Below are 19,623 nucleotides of genomic sequence, written 5' to 3' on the forward strand. Positions count from 1 at the left end.
TGATAGATAGACGTTATGAAAAAAGAAGCACGATATTAACTACAAATATCAATTTTAGTGAGTGGGATGAAGTCTTCTGTGATGTGGTCATGGCAAACGCTATTTTAGATAGAATCCTTCATCACGCGCACGTGGTAACTATAACGGGTAAATCCTATCGATTAAAAGATCAAATGAAGCCAAATGAAGAGGAATCCTAATACTTAAAAATGCTCTTGATTATATTGAGAAGGAACACAATTGTACATCATAAATGATCATTTTTGTACAAAATTATATTGACATTTATACGTTCCGGCATTTCATCTAAACTTAATATCTGCCTTTCCAGACGTTCCAGTTGCTTTTCTGCGTTTTCCGGCGATAAAAATTCAAAAGCGATATATTCAAATATCCCTCGTAAATCTTCCTCAGCCTGTATGGATGTAACTACATTAAAAATCATAAACCATAATCTTTGCGAATATCAGCAAAAACCGTTTTTGCGTCTTTGGTTCGACCAGCTTTCATATCCGCATACCCTTTCTTCAGCTCTGCGTGCAATTTATCTGTTTCCAACGTACTTATGTCTGCGGGCGTTCTATCTGGGATTTTTAATTCAAAGGGAAGTCCTCGCTGTAAGATAATCTGTTTATAAAACATATTGATAGCATTAGAAGCAGGAATACCCAGTGTGGATAGGATTTTTTCAGCCTGCTCTTTGATTTCAGGCTCTATTCTCACATATAAATTTGCTGACTTTGCCATAATAACAACACTCCTTTCTCGTGCATATCTTTTTCTTTATTATACACAATTGTCCGCACAACAGCAATGCATTATTTCTTACACTTCGATAATTGTTGAACAGTTGCAACAACATGTCCTTGACACCAAAATCATTGAACGTCAGCCCGACAGCGACTAGAGCAATCACAAGGAAGCATGTGATTAATCGCTTCAATATCTTTTTCATAGCTTTTATAATTCTCCTTTCGTTTGGATATAGAAAAAACCGTCTATTTCTAAACGGCTGGAAATAGAAAAAGAACGACAATATCGACATTCCATTATCTACTTGTGATGTTCAATTTTAATCTTTTCAATACTGATGTGCTGATAAGTACAGTATTTTAGCGGACAATCAGAATTTTTAGTTGTTTTTTCCACAACAAAAAAAACGATTCTTATTAGTAGATAACACCTACTTTTAAGAATCGTATAAAAATTATTCATGATTAAATTGCGAATTGTATAGCTTTTCATAAGCGCCTTTTTTTGCCAACAATTCTTCATGAGTACCTTTTTCTACAATATCACCATTATTTATTACCAAAATTAAATCAGCACTTTTAATTGTTGATAAACGATGGGCAATAACAAAACTTGTTCTCCCTTCCATAACACGGTGCATTGCTTCTTGAAGCATTTTTTCTAATCGGGTATCTACTGATGAAGTTGCTTCATCTAAAATTAAAATTTGTGGATCTTTTAAAATAGCTCTAGCAATCGTTAATAACTGCTTTTCACCTTGGGAAATATTATTAGCCTCTTCATTGATCATTGAATCATAACCATCTGGTAAAGTTCTAATGAAATGATGAACATTGGCCATTTTGGCAGCATTAATAACTTCATCTTTTCGCGCATCTAAACGACCATAACGAATATTATCATAAATACTTCCTGAATATAACCAAGTATCTTGTAATACCATTCCAAACATTGAACGTAGTTCGCCACGTTTTAAATCACGAATATCAACACCATCAATTTTAATGCTTCCGCCTTTAACATCATAGAAACGTAATAATAAATTGATAATTGTTGTCTTTCCAGCTCCAGTAGGACCTACAATGGCAACCATTTGGCCACTTTTTACTTCTACATTAAAATCTTTGATCAATAAATTATCATAATATCCAAATTTAACATGTTCAAAAGTCACATTGCCTTGAACATTTTCAATATGTTTAGGTGGATTAGCTTCTGGTACTTCTTCTTGTTCATTTAATAATTCAATGACCCTACCTAAAGCAGCGAATGCAGCTTGAATTTGAGCTGATAAATTAGAAATTTGTGATAATGGATCATTGATTTGCCAAATATAACGGATAAATGCTTGTAATTGTCCAACCATAAAAGTTCCAGCAATTACATTAGCTGTTCCCATGATAGCAATTACCCCAATTGATAAATATGTAACTAAAGAATTTAATGGCGCAATCGTTGAAGAAACAAACTGGGCTTTAAAAGCATTAGTTCTTAAGTTCTCGTTAATTTGTTTAAATTTATCAATTGATTCTTCTTGTTGATTAAATAGCAATATTTCATTATATCCAGTGTACATTTCTGTAATAGCACTATTTAAATCACCTAAAGCATTTTGTTGTTTTTTAAATAATTTTTGACTTTTACCAACTACTAATTTAGTAACTAATAGTGATAAAGGAATTATCAATGTTCCAATTAATGCCATTTGGACATTGATCATATACATCATTGATAAAGCAAGTGTCACTGTTAAAACACCGCTAACTATCTGAGTAAAACTTTGTTGTAAGGCATTAGAAATAGCATCAACGTCATTTGTAATTCTACTTAAAACATCACCAAAATGATGATTATCAAAATAACGAACTGGCAACTTTCTAATCTTATTTTGTAAAGCATTTCTTAAATCCTGCATTGCATTTTGAATGGCATTAGTCAAAAAGATAACAGAAATAATCTGAGAAATTGTTTTACAAGCATAAATTATTAATAAACAAACAACAATTTCTAATACCGCACCAAAATCGATAGCAATATTAGCTAAGCCACTACTTTTAGCAACATCATTAGCTAACTGTGTAGTAATCATCCCTTCAAAACTTGGTGCTAAAACCATTGATATATTAAATACCAAAATCATTAAAATAGCGATAATAAATTGCCACTTATATGGTTTAATAAATGGCACTAATCCCATTATCGTCTTTTTAAAACCGTATTTTTTATTCATGTGCCAATTCCTCCTCACTTAATTGAGAAATTGCAATCTCATAATATATCTTACATTCTTTTAATAACTGTTGATGGGTCCCATGTCCAACAACCTTTCCTTCATTTAAAACAATGATTTGATCAGCATTCATAATACTGGAAATTCTTTGGGCTACTACAAGCATGATTGAATTACTCATTTCCTTTTTTAACTCTTTTCTTAAAATAGCATCAGTTTTAAAATCCAACGCTGAAAAAGAGTCATCAAAAATATAAATTGGAGCTTTACGAACCAAAGCCCGAGCAATACTTAATCTTTGCTTTTGCCCACCAGAAACATTTGTTGCCCCTTCACTGATTTCTTCATCAAAACCATGTTCTTTAGCCATGATAAAATCATAAGCTTGCGCAATTTTAGCTGCATGTTCAATTTCATCATCAGTTGCATCTTTTTTACCAAATCGGATATTATCTTTAATAGTACCACTAAATAAAATTGCCTTTTGTGGAATAACCCCTAAATGATCACGTAAATCTAAAAGATCATAATCTCTAATATCTTTATTATTGATCTTTATTGCCCCATTAGTAACATCATAAAACCGTGGTATCAGATTTACTAACGTACTTTTTCCTGAACCGGTACTTCCTATAAAAGCAACCATCTCACCTTTTTTAGCTTTAAAGTTAATATCTGATAAAACTGGTTCTTCACCATCTGGATAAACAAAGGTAACATTATCAAATTCAATGCTAGCATCATCTTCCTCTTTATCATCTTGGGGATTATTTTTAATCAAAGAATCAGTTTCAAAAATCTGTTCAATACGCTTAGCAGAAACTTCAGCCCGTGGGTACATCATAAACACAGTGCAAAATAACATAATAGAAAACATCGCATGAAATAAATAATCCATAAATGCCACTAATTGCCCTATTTCTAAGTTACCATTAGCAATTAAATGCGCCGCTACCCAATATATTAATAAGCCAGCGATATTCATCAACATAAAAAATATTGGCTGTGTCATTGTCATAATTTTAAATAATTTTTTAGAAAAATTTGTAAAATTATGATTAGTTCTATCAAACCGTTCTTGTTCATATTGATCATTGTCAAAAGCTCTAATTACTCTTATCCCGCTTAAATTTTCCCTTGAAATTCGATTTAAATCATCTAAAGAACGTTGTTGATTTTCAGAAATCGGTTTAGTAACTTTGGCAACAGCAAATACCCCTAAAATAATTAAAGGAATCGTTCCGGCAATTATATATGAAAGAGGTAATGATGCTCTTGCAGTCATAATAAAACTAAAAATAAACATTATTGGCGTCATCAATGCCGTTCTAAGTAATACATTTACAAACTGTTGAATTTGAAAAGCATCATTATTAGTTCTAGTAATCATTGATGAAATCCCATATTGATTAAATTCATTAGCTGTAAATTGTTGTACTTTTTTAAAAATATCATTTCGCATATCCCTAGTAATCGAAGTCGATATTTTAGCACAGCAATAACCTAAAGCAATTGTCCCTGCAACACCAATAATTGATACAAGTAAAATACATCCTCCCATCATATAAATGTAATTTAAATCACGGTTAGATACACCAACATCAATCATTGTCGCAACAATTGTAGGTATGCCTAGTTCAACCAATACAAATCCAAATACAGAAATCACATTAAAAAAGAATAATAGTTTATAATTCTTTAAATACTTTAATATTAATCGCATTTCCTTCTCCTTTCCTGATATTGTGCTAGAGATAACAATATGATAAACTATAAGGTAACCTTATAGTCAAGAGGAGAATAACAATGAAAGAAAAACTCTTTACCTGTGGTGCTTTTGCAAAAATCTGTGGTGTCGAAAAACATGTTTTATTTCATTATGATGAAATTGGTTTATTTAAACCAATCTACATTAATGAAAAGGGTTATCGATTTTATTCCTATCGTCAATATGATACATTTAAAGTTATTATTGCTTTAAAAAAATTAGGAATGTCACTAAAAGATATTCAAATATACTTAGATCAACGAAACCCTATTTTGTTTACCGAATTATTAACCCAGCAAGAAGCAAAATTACTACAATCAATCGAAGAACTAAAACATATTCATGAAATGATTACCAGATTTAAGCAATACACCAATGAAGCATTAACAGTTGATTATGATGAAATTAAAATAGTTCATTTTAATAAAAGTAATCTAATTTTATCAGCTAATTTAGAAAACAGTACTTCAAAAGACTTTGCTGGTTTTATGAATGATTACACATCATTTATTGAAAATAATCAGGTAATGACCGGCGAATTTGTAGGGATAATGACTAAAGTTGAAAATATTTATAAAAATCAAACCGCTAATTATTCTTATTTATTTACTACAACAAGCCACTTGGGTCCTAATACTTTTGAAAAAAAAGCAGGTAATTATTTATGCGGCTATCATCATGGTAATTATGATGGATTAAATGACTCATATCAACGTATCATTCAATATGCTGATGCTCATCAAATCAAACTTGGTAAATATGCTTATGAAGAATATATAATATTTGATATTAGTGAAGCCTCACCCGATAATTATTTAACCCGTATAACGATCGAACTTGAACAATAAATATTTTACTTTAACTTTTAAAAGTGATAGGCTATTGATATGGAGGTATAATATGGAACAAATTAAAAATATTGATTTAAAATCATTAGATAAAAATCTAATCTATCCAATCTACTTAGAACAAGAAATCAATGTTCAAATAACGGATACATTAAACTGTAATCTTAATAGTATTATTAACAAAGAATACTTAAAAACTACAACTATTCACACTTTAAATAATTTTAATTTTGACACAATTACATTTATTTCTTTAGGTAGTAAAGATAAAGTAACTACTCAAACAATCAGAGATGTTGCTAAAAAAATTAAAACTGATAAACCATCTGTAATCTATCTTGAAGAAATTGAAACTTCAAAACTAGATATTAATACTATTACTACAACATTTATTGAAAGCTACTTAATCGAAGCATATCAAGAACAAAAAATTGGTCATGAACCACATAAAATTTCACCAATTGATATCATTTATAGTCAAAATGATCTTAAAGAAGCAATCAATAAGGGAATTAACTTAGGAAATGGTATTAACTATGCTCGTAAAATTAGTGATTTACCATCTAATTTAATGACTCCATATGATTTAGTTAAAGAAGCTAAAAAATTAGCACAACAATACAACATGGAATGTACAATCTTAGATAAAGATGATCTTGAAAAAATGAATGCTGGTGGAATATTATCAGTAAATAAAGGTAGTGATATTCCAGCCTACTTAATCTGTTTAAAATACACAAATGGTACAGGACCTTATAGCGCAGTAATTGGTAAAGGAATTACATTTGATTCTGGTGGTTATAATATAAAAAAGAATAGTTATGGTATGAAATATGATATGTGTGGTGGTGCTGATGTTTTAGGAATCATGCAAATTCTTGCTGCCAACCAAGTTAAAGCAAATGTTTACGGTATTATACCAACAACAGAAAACTTAATTAATGGTGGGGCCTATAAACCTCAAGATGTCATTACAACTCTTGCTAAAAAGACTGTCGAAATTGTTAGTACTGATGCTGAAGGTCGCTTAATACTAGCTGATGCTATTACTTACGCTCAACAATTAGGTGCAACTAAATTAATTGATTTAGCTACTCTTACTGGGGCTTGCGTTGCTGCTTTAGGTGATTTATATACTGGTGTCTTTAGTAATGATGATGATTTTTATGAAAAATTTGCTCAATGTGCTAAACAAAGTGATGAAAAAGCTTGGCGTTTACCAATCGCTAAAGAATATTTTGATAAATTAAAATCTAATAGTGCTGATTTTAAAAATTCAGTTGGTAAACCTGGTGCAGGTGCTAGTGTTGCTGCGAACTTTTTAGCCGCTTTTGTAAACGATGATGTTAAATGGATCCATTTAGATATTGCCGGAACTGCTGATAATGACGGTACCGGAGCAACTGGGGCAATGATTCGTAGTGTTGTTAATTTTATTGCTGCAAACTAAAAACAGGATTGAAAAATCCTGTTTTATAATGCACAAATTTTAGCAGCTACTTCATCCACTGATAAATTAGAGACATCTATTTTTATCGTATCCAGCTTTTCATAAAGCTTAATTCGAGCCAGACTTCTCGTTAATACATCTTCTGTTCTAATACCTTGATCAATATCTTTTTGTAATCTTTTAATTAGTGCCTTTTCATTGCAAACTAACGAAATAACTTTAACATTTAAATTATCTGTATTAATTCTTGCAAGTAATTGATCAATAATACTTTGTTCATGCATTACCCAGCAAAAAATAATATTCTCATATACTGAACAGCCAATAAAATTATTTAACTGGTAACAAATATTATCAATTACCATTTTTTTAGTTTCTTCAGTGACTTGAAATGGATTCATATCCCAACACCAATCACCATCTAAAAAAACACTATTGGCCAACTTTAGTTTTAGCTTTTGACAAATAGTTGTTTTACCAACCCCCATTGTCCCGCCAATAATATAAATATTTTTCATTTTCTAATACTCCTTAAGCTTACTTTCTTAACCTTCTAGGAATAAAAGTTCTTATTTCTTCTTCATTATACCCTACTTGAAAACGGTGTTCGTCCATAATAATCGGCCTTTTTAAAATAGAAGGATTAGCTTTAATAAAAGCAATCAACTCTTCCATCTTCATACTTTCTAAATCAACAGTTGCTGATTTAAAAACTTTACTATTTTTAGAAATAATATCATCGGTTCCGTTTTCACAACGTTCTAATATCTCTTTTATCTCACTAGTATGTAAATCAGATGAAAAAATATTTTTTTCAATGAAGCTGAGATTATGTTCCTTTAACCAGGCAATCACCTTTCGACAAGATTGGCTAGCTGGTGTAGTATAAACTCTAATCATCAAATTCCCCCATCCCAACAAAGTTTATTTTTTTACACGTAAGATAATAACATATTCATCATCATTTTCTTCTGTTTCACTAGTTACTTCGACCCCTGATTTTAAAATTAAATCAGTTGCTTGATTGATCGTATTAATAGCAATCTTAAAATTTCGTGAAACAGCTTTAACAGTTCCTTTATTTTTTTTCTTAATTTTTGGCGGTTTATTAATTAAAGTCTCTGTTTGCTTTACATTTAATGATTTATCAATAACTTCATGTAAGACTTCTTCTTGTTTTTCTGGCTGTAAACTTAACATTGCTCGAGCATGACGTTCAGTAATCTGTTTAGATTTTAAAGCATCTTTTACTTCATCACTTAATTTTAATAATCTAAGTTTATTAGCAATCGTTGATTGTTTTTTACCAACTTTATTAGCTAGTTCAGTTTGGCTCATACCATAAGTATCGATTAATGTTTTATAAGCATTAGCTTCTTCAATTGGTGTTAAATCTTCTCGTTGGATGTTTTCAATAATTGCATAAGTATCCATTTGTTTATCATCAATATCTTTAATAATACATGGTACTGTCTTTAAACCAGCTAGTTTACATGCACGATAACGACGTTCACCGGCAATAATTTGATAATTTCGATTGTATTTTCTAACAATCAATGGCTGAATCAAACCATTTTCTTTAATTGACGTAGCCAATTCAGCAATTTTTTCATCATCAAAAATTGTTCTTGGTTGATTTTCATTAGCTTTGATTTTTTCAATATCTATTTGTTTATATACTTTCTCTAACATATTCTCTCCTATAAAGGCTGTTTTTTTATCTTACTAAACATTCGAGGATATTTACCTGGAGTAGCTTTAACTTTTTTGATAATTATATTGCTTCGATGATCATCATTAGTTAACGTAAAATCGATTACTTCGTCAACACGACCACCCAATATTTTTATCCCATTACTTGCCTCTTTTAATTCTTCTTTAGCTTTTAATCCTTTAAGAGCTAAAAAATAGCCATTTACTTTTACCAGTGGTAAGCAAAGTTCATCAAGAATATTTAATCTAGCAACAGCTCTTGCCATAACAATATCGGCTTCCTGACGATGATCTTTAGCATATTCTTCAGCACGAGCACTTATTGCCTGACAATCTGTCAACTTTAATTCTTTAAATAAATGATTTAAAAAAGTTATTCTTTTTGTAAGTGAATCAACAATAGTAACCTTTAAATCAGGATACACTATTTTAAGAGGAATACTAGGAAAGCCAGCCCCAGCACCAACATCAATTATCTTTTGATTATTAAATTTAAAATTAAATGCAATTGTTAGTGAATCATAAAAATGTTTTAAATAAACCCCTTCTTGATCAGTAATTGCCGTTAAATTCATTTTTTGATTCCATTCAACTAAAAGTTCATAATATTTTTTAAACTGTTCAATCTGCAACGCAGTTAATTCAATTCCCTGCTGTTTCAGTTGATTAATAAATTCTTGTTCGTTCATATCTATTCCTCATTATATTTTTGTTTTAAATAAATCAATAACACTGAAATATCAGCAGGATTAATACCAGATATCCGCGTAGCTTGTCCAATTGTTAAAGGACGAATCTTATTTAATTTTTGTCTTGCTTCTAAAGCTAAATTCTTAACTTGATCATAGTCAATATCTGATGGAATTTTCTTTTCTTCCATCTTTGTTTGTTTTTCAGCTTGACGTTTTGCCTTATCTATATAGCCCTTATATTTAATCAAAATAGTAACACGACGACGTTGTTCTTCACTTAATTCTGGACCATCAACAAATGGCAAAATCATATCATATGTTAATTCAGGGCGTTTAATTAATTCCTTAGCACTAATTCCTTCTGTTAAACGAGCTGAATTATACTGTTCTAATAAATCGTTTATTTCATGTTTTGGTGTAAAACGAATTGTATCCAAACGTTCAATTTCATCAAAAATACCTTTCATTTTTGCTAAATATTCATCATAAACCTCATCATTGATTAAACCTACATCATGGCCATATTTCATTAAACGTTCATCAGCATTATCATGACGAATTAATAAACGATACTCAGCACGACTAGTTAACATTCGATATGGCTCATCTGTTCCTTTAGTTACTAAGTCATCAATCATAACACCAATATAAGCTTCATCACGTTTTAAAACTAATGGTGCTTTTCCTTGTAATTTTAAACTAGCATTAATTCCAGCGATCAATCCTTGTCCAGCTGCTTCTTCATAACCGCTAGTTCCATTGATTTGACCAGCAGTAAATAAATTTTTAATTACTTTAGTTTCTAATGAAGGCCATAATTGTAAAGGATCAATAGCATCATATTCAATAGCATAAGCATATTTTAAAATCTTACAATTTTCTAGACCAGGTATCGTTCTAATCATTTCCTCTTGAACATCATGAGGTAACGAACTAGAAAAACCTTGAACATAAATAGTATTCATTTCTCTAGATTCTGGTTCTAAAAAAATCTGATGTTGTTTTTTATCAGCAAATTTTACAATCTTATCTTCAATTGATGGACAATAGCGTGGTCCAACTCCTTTTACGATACCACCATACATACTTGATTTGTGTAAATTATCTCGTATTATTTGATGTGTTTTTTCATTTGTATATGTTAAATAACATGGTACTTGTTGGTCAATTGGTACAAATTCTTTTGTTCTAAAACTAAAAGCCAATTTAGCATCAGTTCCTGGTTGTAACGTTGTTTTTGAATAATCAACACTATTAATATCCACTCGTGGTGGAGTTCCTGTTTTCAATCGTTGAATTCTAAAACCAAGCTTAGCTAAACGAGTTGATAAATATTTAGATTCTTTTTGTTGATCAGGTCCACTAGGATGTTTTTGATGACCACATAAAATTTCTGCTTTTAAATAAGTTCCAGTCGTTAAGATGACCATCTTACCCATAATTTTTTGACCATCATCTAAAATTACACCTTTAACTGTGTTATCTTCTACAATTAAATCTTCGACCATTCCTTCTACTATATCCAAGTTTTCTTGTTCTTTTAATACTTTTTGCATATAGCGAGGATATTTTATTTTATCAGCTTGACCACGTAAAGATTGAACTCCTGGGCCTTTTGCTGTATTTAACATTTTCATTTGTAAATATGTTTTATCAGCAGTTACTGCCATTTGCCCTCCTAGAGCATCTATTTCCCGGACAATAATTCCTTTTGCCGGTCCTCCAATTGAGGTATTACAAGGAAGGCTGCCAACATTATCAAAATTAGATGTTACTAAAACTGTTTTTTGTTTCATTCTTGCTGGTGCTAAAGCTGCTTCAATACCGGCATGCCCACCACCTACAACAATTATATCATACACGATTTTTCCCTCCTTTAAGTCGTCTACTATTGTACTACAAAATCGCTATTTTTAAAACTATAAAGATTTTATTTACCAAATCATCGAAATAAAAAAAGATCAGACATAGCTGACCTTTCTATTTCCAGAAGTTCTTGCCACTTCCAACTGAAATAATTTTAAACTGGGTATTATTTGAGGTTCCACCGCTGAAATATTTACCAGCTTCAGTTCCATTAAAGATATCAATTTTATTACCTTTAATAGCTCCACCTCTATCAACAACAATACCATAGGCTGTTGATTCAATACTTAAATTATGATTAGAAATCTCAATAATTGTTCCAAATGGAATTGATGGATCGGCTGCTAAGCAATAATATGAGCGCCCATTATATGTTAATTTGGCACTATTAGATCCTTGTACTCCAGAAATTGGACTTAACTTAATACCACTAGAAGAAGTTCCATTACCTCCAGCACAATCACCACCATAAGTAGTTAATCGTCCTGTAAAGTAAGCTCCCTCCTGTAAAGTACCTGTTTCAATTATTGTATCAGTAGCTGGACTTATCACCTCGCTACCAATAAGTTGTCTGCTTACTTCATTTCCGTTTTGATAAGTTACTCGATAAGTATTTTTTACTTGGCCATCTTGCCCTTGTTGAGCAACTTTAGTCGTAAACAATTCTAATCCTGTTGTATTTATTGTATTGGATTTAACAGCAACTACTTCTTCTATATTTGCTTCGTTTACGCGGGTAATTTGAATCAAATCACCATCATTAACTACATAATTCAAATCTAAATTCACGATATCTTGTGGATTAACAACAATACCTAATTCATCAAGAACATCAGATACTGAGTTTTGTCTAACTAAATATCCTTTTTGTCCCGTATTACCATCTTCAACAGTTACATCAATTGTTTCCACATAGTTATCAATTTGATCAGTCGCACCAACATTAAATACAGCGAACATGATCCCGATATAGGCAATCATTACAACAACTAACCCCTTCATACGGGGGTCTGCTTTAATAACAGCCTCTTTAATTTTGTTCATTATTTTTCCTCCTATTTAATACCAAGTACTTTTTTGGCATTAAACGTTGTCGCCCTTGCAACGTTTTCTATTTCCATGTTTTTTAGCTTAGCTATTTCCTGGGCAATATACACAACATTTGCAGGCTCATTCAACTTACCTCGATATGGGTGAGGAGTCAAATAAGGACAGTCAGTTTCAATTAATAAATGCTCTAAATCAATATTTGCTGCCACATCTTTAGGAACTCGGGCATTTTTAAAGGTTACCGGTCCTGCCAACGAAATGTAAAAACCAATATCAATAAAGCGTTTGGCCATTTCTACCGATCCACTATAACAATGCATTATTCCTGGATGTCCATTGCGTTTTAAAACTTGATAGGTGTCCTCATAAGCATCACGACAATGAATTACTACTGGTTTTTGGTATTTTTTTGCTAATTCCATTTGCCAATTAAAAACCTCTAACTGTTTTTCTTTACTAACAGTATCCCAATAATAATCAAGTCCGATTTCACCTAAAGCTACAACACAAGGCTCTTTTAGGTACTCTTCCAACTCGTCCATATCTTCTTGAGTTGTATCTAAGCAGTCATTTGGTCCAATACCAACTGCTGCATATATAAAATCATATTGTTTTGCAAGTTCAACAGCTTTTTTAGAAGACTCTAGTGTATAGCCAACAACGACCATATTATTCACTTGATTATCCAAAGCTTTTTGAATAAACATATCATGATTTTCAAATAATTCTTCACTATTTAAGTGACAATGAGTATCAAAGTACATAAATTCACCTCCGCTGTATATTAACAAAATCATATAGATTTGTCAAATATCTAAATGATATTTTCATAACACAGCTAAAAAAGCAACGATAAAATCGACACTTTTATAACTGAGTTCTCTTTTTGAACCTTAATCAAACAAAACTTTTTAGCCAAATCATAAATTTTTTGGATATTTAATCCATTTATAGCAAGAATAGTTATAAAATGTAAATCGATTTTATAAACTAATTTTTGACAATTCTGCTACTATTATTCAAAAAAAACAGACAGTTTACACTGCCTGTTTTATAGATATCAGGGAAAAGATATCCAAAGAGTAGTAGTCTTTTTTTGAGAAAGGATTGAAAAAAACATATTATTTTTGACTACACTGTTAGTATAAGCTATAATTTTCGTTCAATTTAGTCATGATTTTATAAGAATATCTTTAAATAATGGTAAATTATGGTTTAGAAATGATTAAACTATTTTATTGATAGTTTAAAACTATTTTTTGATTACCATGATCTATTACTTCTAATTTATAGTCATATAGCTGCTTTAGAGATTTAGGATTAATAACATCATTAGGTTTTCCTTGAAATAAAATCCTTCCATCTTTCATTGCTACTATTTCATCACTATAATTAATTGCCTGATTAATATCATGGTGAACCATAATAATAGTCATTTTATAATCATGATTAATTTTTTTAATTAAATTTAATATTTCTATTTGATACTTTACATCTAAATAAGTTGTTGGTTCATCTAATAACAAAATTGGTGTTTTCTGACACAATGCAACTGCAAGCCAAACTCGTTGTTGTTGACCACCGGATAATTTAGCCAATTGGTGGTCTTGATATTTTTTTAAATTAGTTATTTCTAAAGCCCAATCAATGATTTGATAATCTTTTTCACCCAAACTTTGATGATAGCTAAGATATGGTAATCGACCATAACCAACAATTGTCTTAACATCTAAATCCCCATATATTTGATTCTTTTGATGAACTACTGCTACTTTTTTAGCAAAATTTTTCAATTTATAATCCCAGATATTTTTGCCATTTAGCTTAATTACACCCTCATTGCTTTTATAAATCCGGCTCAATAACATTAATAATGTCGATTTACCACTGCCATTTGGTCCAATGATTGAAGTAATTTTATTTTCTTGAAAAACTACCGATAAATCATCAATAAATGGCTTATTATGATAACTAAATCTAATATTATTAACTTCCATTTACATCAATACTCCGTTTCAATAAAATAATAAACAACGGTCCTCCAATAACAGCCATAATTATTGCTGGTGCTATTTCATAAGGAGCCATGATAACCCGTCCAATCGTATCAGTAATCAATAAAACAATCATCCCAATCAAAAAACTAACTGGTAATAAATATTTATGTTCTAAACCTACTAATAATCTAGAAACATGAGGAACTAACAAAGCGATAAAACCAATCACCCCAACAACCGAAACCGAAATGCTGCATAATAATACTGCTAATAATGACAAACCAAATCGATAAAAATTAACATTTACTCCTAATGTCGTTAAAGTCCTGTCTTCAAGAGCCAATAAATTACAAGCCTTAGCCATGAACATAGTAACTAACACTACTGGTAATAAACAAACTAGTAAAACAGTTACATTTTGCCAAGTATATAAAGCTACCGTTCCCGTTGCCTGACTTGTCAAAGATGCTGATGAACTTTCAACCAAGGACACTAGCGCGCTGATCGTATAATTTATTGCGACACCAATTAAAATAATTCTAGTTGTCTTAAATCCTGATTTCCACGACAAACTATAAATAATTGCAAATGTAATAAGTCCACCTAAAAAAGCTATTAACCAGTTAATACTATAAAGCTGCGGTAATAATAACCCCGCTAAAATACTGGCAAGATTAGCACCATTACTAATACCAATAATTCCGGGATCAGCTAAAGGATTTTTTAAGACCACTTGGAATAATAATCCCGATAAAGCCAGAGTTCCACCGGCCAACATCATTACAATTACCCGTGGAAACCGAATCGTATAAACACTCGCTACCTCACTATCATATTCAATAAATAATCCTTTAAATAACTGTGGTATGGAAACCTGAATACTTCCTAGATTAATAGCAACAAAAAAACTCACAAATAATATTACTATTAGTACTAAAATAAATAATTTAGGATGTTTTTTAATTTGTGCCATATAAAATTCCCTCTAGATTTTCTAATCCCTTTTGGTAATTAAAATTAGCACTCATCCCAAAATAATTATTATCTAAATCATAAACACGACCATTTTGGACGGCACTAAATTGTGACCAGATAGCATTTTCTTGAAATTCTTTTTTAAAATACTCCATTACTTCCTCAGGCAAGGCATGACTTGTTCTTAAGATGATATCCGGATTTTGTTGTAACATATCTTCAACATTTACATTTACAAAATCCTGGCCATCACCATTACCATAAATATTAGTCCCACCTGCTAGTCTTACTAAATCACCAACATAACTAGATTCTGTTGCTACAACATAGCTACCACCTGGCAACCCCATTAATATTAAAACTCGGGGACTAGTTTGATTTTGATATTTTTCTCTAAATGCTACCATATAATCAACAAATTCATTTACAAGTTTAGCTGCTTTATCTTCTTTATCTAATAACTTTCCTAATTCTTCAATACTTTTAAACATTCCTGAAACACTTTTTAAATTCAGAAATGATGAACTAATACCAATTTTTTCATACTTAGCTGCCAAATCACCTTCTAATGAATTAGGACTTAATATCAAATCTGGTTTTAAAGTTGATAATGTTTCCATATCTGGTGCCATTGCAGTCCCTAACTCGGTTGCATTTTGATATTTTTTAGGTACTGAATAAGCTTCAGTTGTAGGAATTCCAATAACCTGATCAGCCGATATCTCTAAAGCTTCTAAAATTTCAGTCACTGCTACAGAAGTTGCTGCTATTGTTAATTTATCATTATTATTGCTAGCACCACTTTGATCAACACAGCCAACAAATGATAAAGTTAATATTAAAGCTAATAAACTACTTTTTAACTTTTTTAACATAATATATTCCTCCTGCTACAGCTATTAAAACAACCATCACTACTCCACCAATTATCATTGGTAAATTATTAGTTTGTTCTTTTGTTTCCCTACTATCTTTTTTTAGGTTTTTAACTGTTAATTTGGCGTCTTTATCCACCTTACCATCATCATCAATAATATAATTTGATAATCCTGTAACATTTTCCATCAATGACTCTTTGTTAATTGTCCCAACCTGTTGGTTTTCGGTTGTATTTGTAACAACAGTTTCTTGACTTACATTCTCTTCATTACTACTAGATTCATTATTTTGATCAGTACTAGAATTTGAAGTTGTAGTGTTATTACTTATACTATTACTATTTGAAGTTGCCGGAACCATTTGACTTTCATACATCCCAGTACCAGGCGTCGCTGAATTTACATCAGCCTGGAAGAAAAACTGTACATTTCTTCCCATTGGTACTACATAAATAATCGGACTAATATATTCACTTGGTGAGTTTACCTGGATTCTAAAACGTTTTGCATTTGAAGTACTAGTACTTAATTCACTAGCACTAGCATTACGAAAACTCCCACTACTATTCATAATTTTAAAGCTGTAATTAGAAATATTATCAGCTAAATTAATTTCAAAAGTAAGATAATATTTTCCACCTGTTTGTTCTAATAACAATTGACTACTAATAATATTTGAACACATGCTTTCGCCAAGAGCAATATTAGTTCCACCATCTTCTGGTGAACCAGTATGAGGATTAACATAAGACGTGGAGCGTCCAACTAAGTACGCTCCATCGTCAAGGGCAAAAACTGGTTTAATCGTGATTACTAATGTTAAAATTGTAATCAGTGTTAAAACAATCTTTTTTATTGCCATAATTTTCTTCTAACTAAATAACCCATAGTTACAAGTGATACAATTAATAATCCTCCCATTAATTCTATACTTGTATTATCACCAGTTTTTACAGCTGTGCTATTTGAACTAGTTGTATTATTATCTGTTGCAGGTACTGTTGTATCTGTTTTAGAATCATCAGTAGTCGGTTGATTATCATCACCCTTTACAACTGGTGCTTCAGTTGAAGCAGATACATATGTTAAAGTTGAATAATCCACTTTAATACGAGCATCAATATCCCCATTACCCATCATTGCTACATGGGGATTAACAACAACATTGAAAAATTCTTCTTCACTAGGTAAAGCAAATGACCATAATACTGGATTACCTTCATTGTCTCTTGCTTCTACAGTAGCCATATTGTCTTTATAATTACTATCGCTAGTAGAACCAATATATAATTCTTGTAATGCTGCTTCTAAACTTGCAAATGACATTTTTTTAGTTGTTAAATACATTGTTTTTACACCATCTTTAACCACAACAGTTGCCATTTCATCAACTGCTTCTGCTGCCATTGAAGCTTTATCCTGAGTCGCATTCCACAATGCAACTTTGACATTATATGTACCATCTTTACTAAATTTTGAAGTTTCTTTATCGTCTTCAACCAATACCGGATTATCTAATCCTAAAGATAATCTAGCCTCAGCACCACGTGAACTTCCACCGTAATAGAATTTTACATTAGTATATTTAGTATTTTTATCTAATGTAAATTTAATTTGTGAAACATTGCCGTCACTATCATAATCTGTAACTTCGGCTGTTTTGTATGTCCCATCAGCTAATTGATATTCCATATTATCAACATAGGCCGTTTGACCATAAACTGTTACTGATCCCATTTCCAATGTAACAACTAATTTGCCACCATTAGCTTCTACTACTGCACTTTTTACTGCTTGAGCTGCCATAGATTGATCATCACTATCCGTTTTTAAAACATCAACAGCTACTTCATATTTACCATTTTCTAAATTATAGACCGGATTTTCTGGTTCTGGTTTAGGAATAATAATTCCATCTGTATTAAACTGAATGTAAGCATTAGTTGTCGTCATCATCACATCAACATACATCTGGATATAGACACCTTCACTATCAACGGCTACTGGTATTTTTACTTTTTCAACCTGTTGAGCCCCTGAAGCATCAGTTCGATAACTAATAACTTCGGCATCGTTTAATGATGAATTAGTATCTGTTTCATAGTATTTGATATTTGAGGCATTACCTGAAAATCCAAACATACTTAATGTTTTAAATTCAGCAATCAAATACCATTTACCATCAATTATTTCTAAAGTTCCTTCATCAGCTAATGCTCCTGCCGCCATTGAATCATTATTAATATTTGAGGCATTCTTCAAAACGGTTGATACTATGTAACTACCATCGGGTAAAGTGCCATTTTCTTGAGCGCTAACTCCATTTAATGAAGCTAATTGAATCCCAAAAGCCATCATTAAAACTAATGCAACTTTTAATATTTTTTTCATATTCTCCTCCTCTTAGATATACTTGTTAGTTTTTTCTAACTTAAATATCAAAAAAAATATTCCCTTTAAGTTAGTTAAAACTAACCATAACGGAATTTTAACATTATTTCTACTCATTTCAACTACATTTTTTGTTTCAATCCTGCAACAAAATAACAAAATATCTTACTGTTTTAAAATAATTTATTTGTTGTACCCCACGAAACATTATTTAAAAATAATTGTTAAAATCACTTCATTTTCTGGTATATGAATAATTCCGACATCTACTTTAACTATAATTTTAATCGATGCTTGTAACATTCTTTCTTCCTTACTATAAAAAAACCGTAATTTAGAGATCGGTATAACAAAATTACCACGAATAAAATGACTTGATATAAATTGATTTTCAATTTCATATTTCAATGATTCCAATTTCCCTTTCAATACCATCTTACCACTTAACGAAACATGTTCAACTTCTTTAGGTTTAAGAATCAATTGACCATAACCTTGTTTAATTTCTAAAACACCGGGATGATAAAAACCTTCATTAGCCATAGAAATCCCCACACGATCTTTTTTATACACCGTAAATGCAAAAGAATATTCACCGTCATCTAGATTAACACTAAGCATATCGCCACTAATTTCTTTAACATTTGCAATTAATTTGAATAATTTCTCTTTACTAGTATTAGTTACTAATTTCCGTCTTGTTTCATCACTCAATGTCAATACTAATAACAAAGCCTCTTGATACGCTTGTTCTTCATTAAAATCAGCACTATCCTGGAGCCATTTCGATAACTTATTAATGTCGTACTTATATCTTTTTGCCATTTGACAACCCTGACAAGATAGTTTTCCTTTCCCTTTTTCTAATAAAAGTCCTTCTTGATAAAAAGTATTTAAAACACGATATAAAAGTTAAAATAAGATTACCCAAATTGTTGCAGATAAGTGGTTACACTTTGCATTAATCAGGGTAATCTTTTTTGATATAATTCTTTCCTGTAAAGGAGTGAAT

General features: G+C 30.9%; 20 protein-coding genes. 3 read left to right on the forward strand and 17 right to left on the reverse strand.

Annotated elements, in window-relative coordinates:
- Positions 1-200 (forward strand): ATP-binding protein (locus tag B5F09_RS12625; RefSeq protein ID WP_158095854.1); only part of this gene is annotated, 200 nt, incomplete at its 5' end.
- 47 nt (positions 201-247) lie between these two features.
- Here the strand turns inward: B5F09_RS12625 and B5F09_RS15390 are convergent.
- The 4 genes from B5F09_RS15390 to B5F09_RS12645 form a co-directional block, all read right to left on the reverse strand.
- Positions 248-445 (reverse strand): type II toxin-antitoxin system RelE/ParE family toxin, encoded by a 198-nt coding sequence (locus B5F09_RS15390; RefSeq protein ID WP_143357511.1) that lies wholly within the window; start codon positions 443-445, stop codon positions 248-250.
- The gene (locus B5F09_RS12635; RefSeq protein WP_087374606.1) at positions 442-747 is read right to left on the reverse strand and encodes a type II toxin-antitoxin system RelB/DinJ family antitoxin; all 306 of its coding nucleotides are present in this window, start codon (positions 745-747) and stop codon (positions 442-444) included. Before B5F09_RS12635 ends, B5F09_RS15390 begins: the two co-directional genes overlap by 4 nt.
- Positions 748-1,207: 460 nt before the next feature.
- A complete protein-coding gene (locus B5F09_RS12640) occupies positions 1,208-2,983 on the reverse strand; it encodes an ABC transporter ATP-binding protein (RefSeq protein WP_087298672.1) in 1,776 nt (591 codons plus the stop codon).
- The gene (locus tag B5F09_RS12645; protein WP_087374607.1) at positions 2,976-4,706 is read right to left on the reverse strand and encodes an ABC transporter ATP-binding protein; all 1,731 of its coding nucleotides are present in this window, start codon (positions 4,704-4,706) and stop codon (positions 2,976-2,978) included. Before B5F09_RS12645 ends, B5F09_RS12640 begins: the two co-directional genes overlap by 8 nt.
- A gap of 83 nt (positions 4,707-4,789) precedes the next feature.
- Here B5F09_RS12645 and B5F09_RS12650 point away from each other — a divergent pair, with 83 nt between their 5' ends.
- Positions 4,790-5,599 (forward strand): MerR family transcriptional regulator, encoded by an 810-nt coding sequence (locus B5F09_RS12650; protein ID WP_087374608.1) that lies wholly within the window; start codon positions 4,790-4,792, stop codon positions 5,597-5,599.
- Positions 5,600-5,651: 52 nt separating this feature from the next.
- Positions 5,652-7,049, forward strand: a complete 1,398-nt coding sequence (locus B5F09_RS12655; protein ID WP_087374609.1) for a M17 family metallopeptidase — start codon at positions 5,652-5,654, stop codon at positions 7,047-7,049.
- Between the two features lie 23 nt (positions 7,050-7,072).
- Here the strand turns inward: B5F09_RS12655 and B5F09_RS12660 are convergent, their stop codons facing one another.
- From B5F09_RS12660 to B5F09_RS12720, 13 genes are all read right to left on the reverse strand, one after another.
- On the reverse strand, positions 7,073-7,567 hold the full coding sequence (locus B5F09_RS12660) for an AAA family ATPase (protein WP_087298676.1): 495 nt from the start codon (positions 7,565-7,567) through the stop codon (positions 7,073-7,075).
- A gap of 19 nt (positions 7,568-7,586) precedes the next feature.
- The gene (gene spx / locus B5F09_RS12665) at positions 7,587-7,949 is read right to left on the reverse strand and encodes a transcriptional regulator Spx (protein WP_087298677.1); all 363 of its coding nucleotides are present in this window, start codon (positions 7,947-7,949) and stop codon (positions 7,587-7,589) included.
- A 24-nt stretch (positions 7,950-7,973) separates the two neighbouring features.
- Positions 7,974-8,741 carry a nucleoid occlusion protein gene (noc, locus tag B5F09_RS12670; protein WP_087298678.1) on the reverse strand — a complete coding sequence of 256 codons (768 nt, stop codon included), beginning with the start codon at positions 8,739-8,741 and terminating at the stop codon, positions 7,974-7,976.
- 8 nt (positions 8,742-8,749) lie between these two features.
- Positions 8,750-9,451: a 16S rRNA (guanine(527)-N(7))-methyltransferase RsmG gene (gene rsmG / locus B5F09_RS12675; protein ID WP_087374610.1), complete on the reverse strand. Its 702-nt coding sequence runs from the start codon at positions 9,449-9,451 to the stop codon at positions 8,750-8,752.
- 2 nt (positions 9,452-9,453) lie between these two features.
- Positions 9,454-11,316, reverse strand: a complete 1,863-nt coding sequence (gene mnmG, locus B5F09_RS12680) for a tRNA uridine-5-carboxymethylaminomethyl(34) synthesis enzyme MnmG (RefSeq protein ID WP_087298680.1) — start codon at positions 11,314-11,316, stop codon at positions 9,454-9,456.
- 118 nt (positions 11,317-11,434) lie between these two features.
- On the reverse strand, positions 11,435-12,364 hold the full coding sequence (locus B5F09_RS12685; RefSeq protein ID WP_087298681.1) for a G5 domain-containing protein: 930 nt from the start codon (positions 12,362-12,364) through the stop codon (positions 11,435-11,437).
- A gap of 11 nt (positions 12,365-12,375) precedes the next feature.
- Complete coding sequence (locus B5F09_RS12690; RefSeq protein ID WP_087374611.1) at positions 12,376-13,134, reverse strand: TatD family hydrolase; 759 nt, start codon at positions 13,132-13,134, stop codon at positions 12,376-12,378.
- Between the two features lie 471 nt (positions 13,135-13,605).
- Positions 13,606-14,367: an ABC transporter ATP-binding protein gene (locus tag B5F09_RS12695; protein ID WP_087374612.1), complete on the reverse strand. Its 762-nt coding sequence runs from the start codon at positions 14,365-14,367 to the stop codon at positions 13,606-13,608.
- On the reverse strand, positions 14,357-15,340 hold the full coding sequence (locus B5F09_RS12700; protein ID WP_087374613.1) for an iron ABC transporter permease: 984 nt from the start codon (positions 15,338-15,340) through the stop codon (positions 14,357-14,359). The genes B5F09_RS12695 and B5F09_RS12700 overlap by 11 nt, the downstream gene beginning before the upstream one ends.
- Positions 15,327-16,217: a heme ABC transporter substrate-binding protein IsdE gene (isdE, locus tag B5F09_RS12705; protein WP_087374614.1), complete on the reverse strand. Its 891-nt coding sequence runs from the start codon at positions 16,215-16,217 to the stop codon at positions 15,327-15,329. The genes B5F09_RS12700 and isdE overlap by 14 nt, the downstream gene beginning before the upstream one ends.
- Positions 16,195-17,082, reverse strand: a complete 888-nt coding sequence (locus tag B5F09_RS12710) for a heme-binding Shp domain-containing protein (protein ID WP_087374615.1) — start codon at positions 17,080-17,082, stop codon at positions 16,195-16,197. Before B5F09_RS12710 ends, isdE begins: the two co-directional genes overlap by 23 nt.
- The gene (locus B5F09_RS12715; protein ID WP_087374616.1) at positions 17,073-18,611 is read right to left on the reverse strand and encodes an NEAT domain-containing protein; all 1,539 of its coding nucleotides are present in this window, start codon (positions 18,609-18,611) and stop codon (positions 17,073-17,075) included. The genes B5F09_RS12710 and B5F09_RS12715 overlap by 10 nt, the downstream gene beginning before the upstream one ends.
- A gap of 207 nt (positions 18,612-18,818) precedes the next feature.
- Positions 18,819-19,436, reverse strand: coding sequence for a hypothetical protein (locus B5F09_RS12720; protein ID WP_087374617.1), 618 nt, complete (start codon positions 19,434-19,436; stop codon positions 18,819-18,821).
- Positions 19,437-19,623: the final 187 nt, after the last annotated feature.

It is taken from the genome of Erysipelatoclostridium sp. An173, assembly GCF_002160495.1.
In the GTDB taxonomy this organism is placed as follows: domain Bacteria; phylum Bacillota_I; class Bacilli_A; order Erysipelotrichales; family Coprobacillaceae; genus Thomasclavelia; species Thomasclavelia merdavium.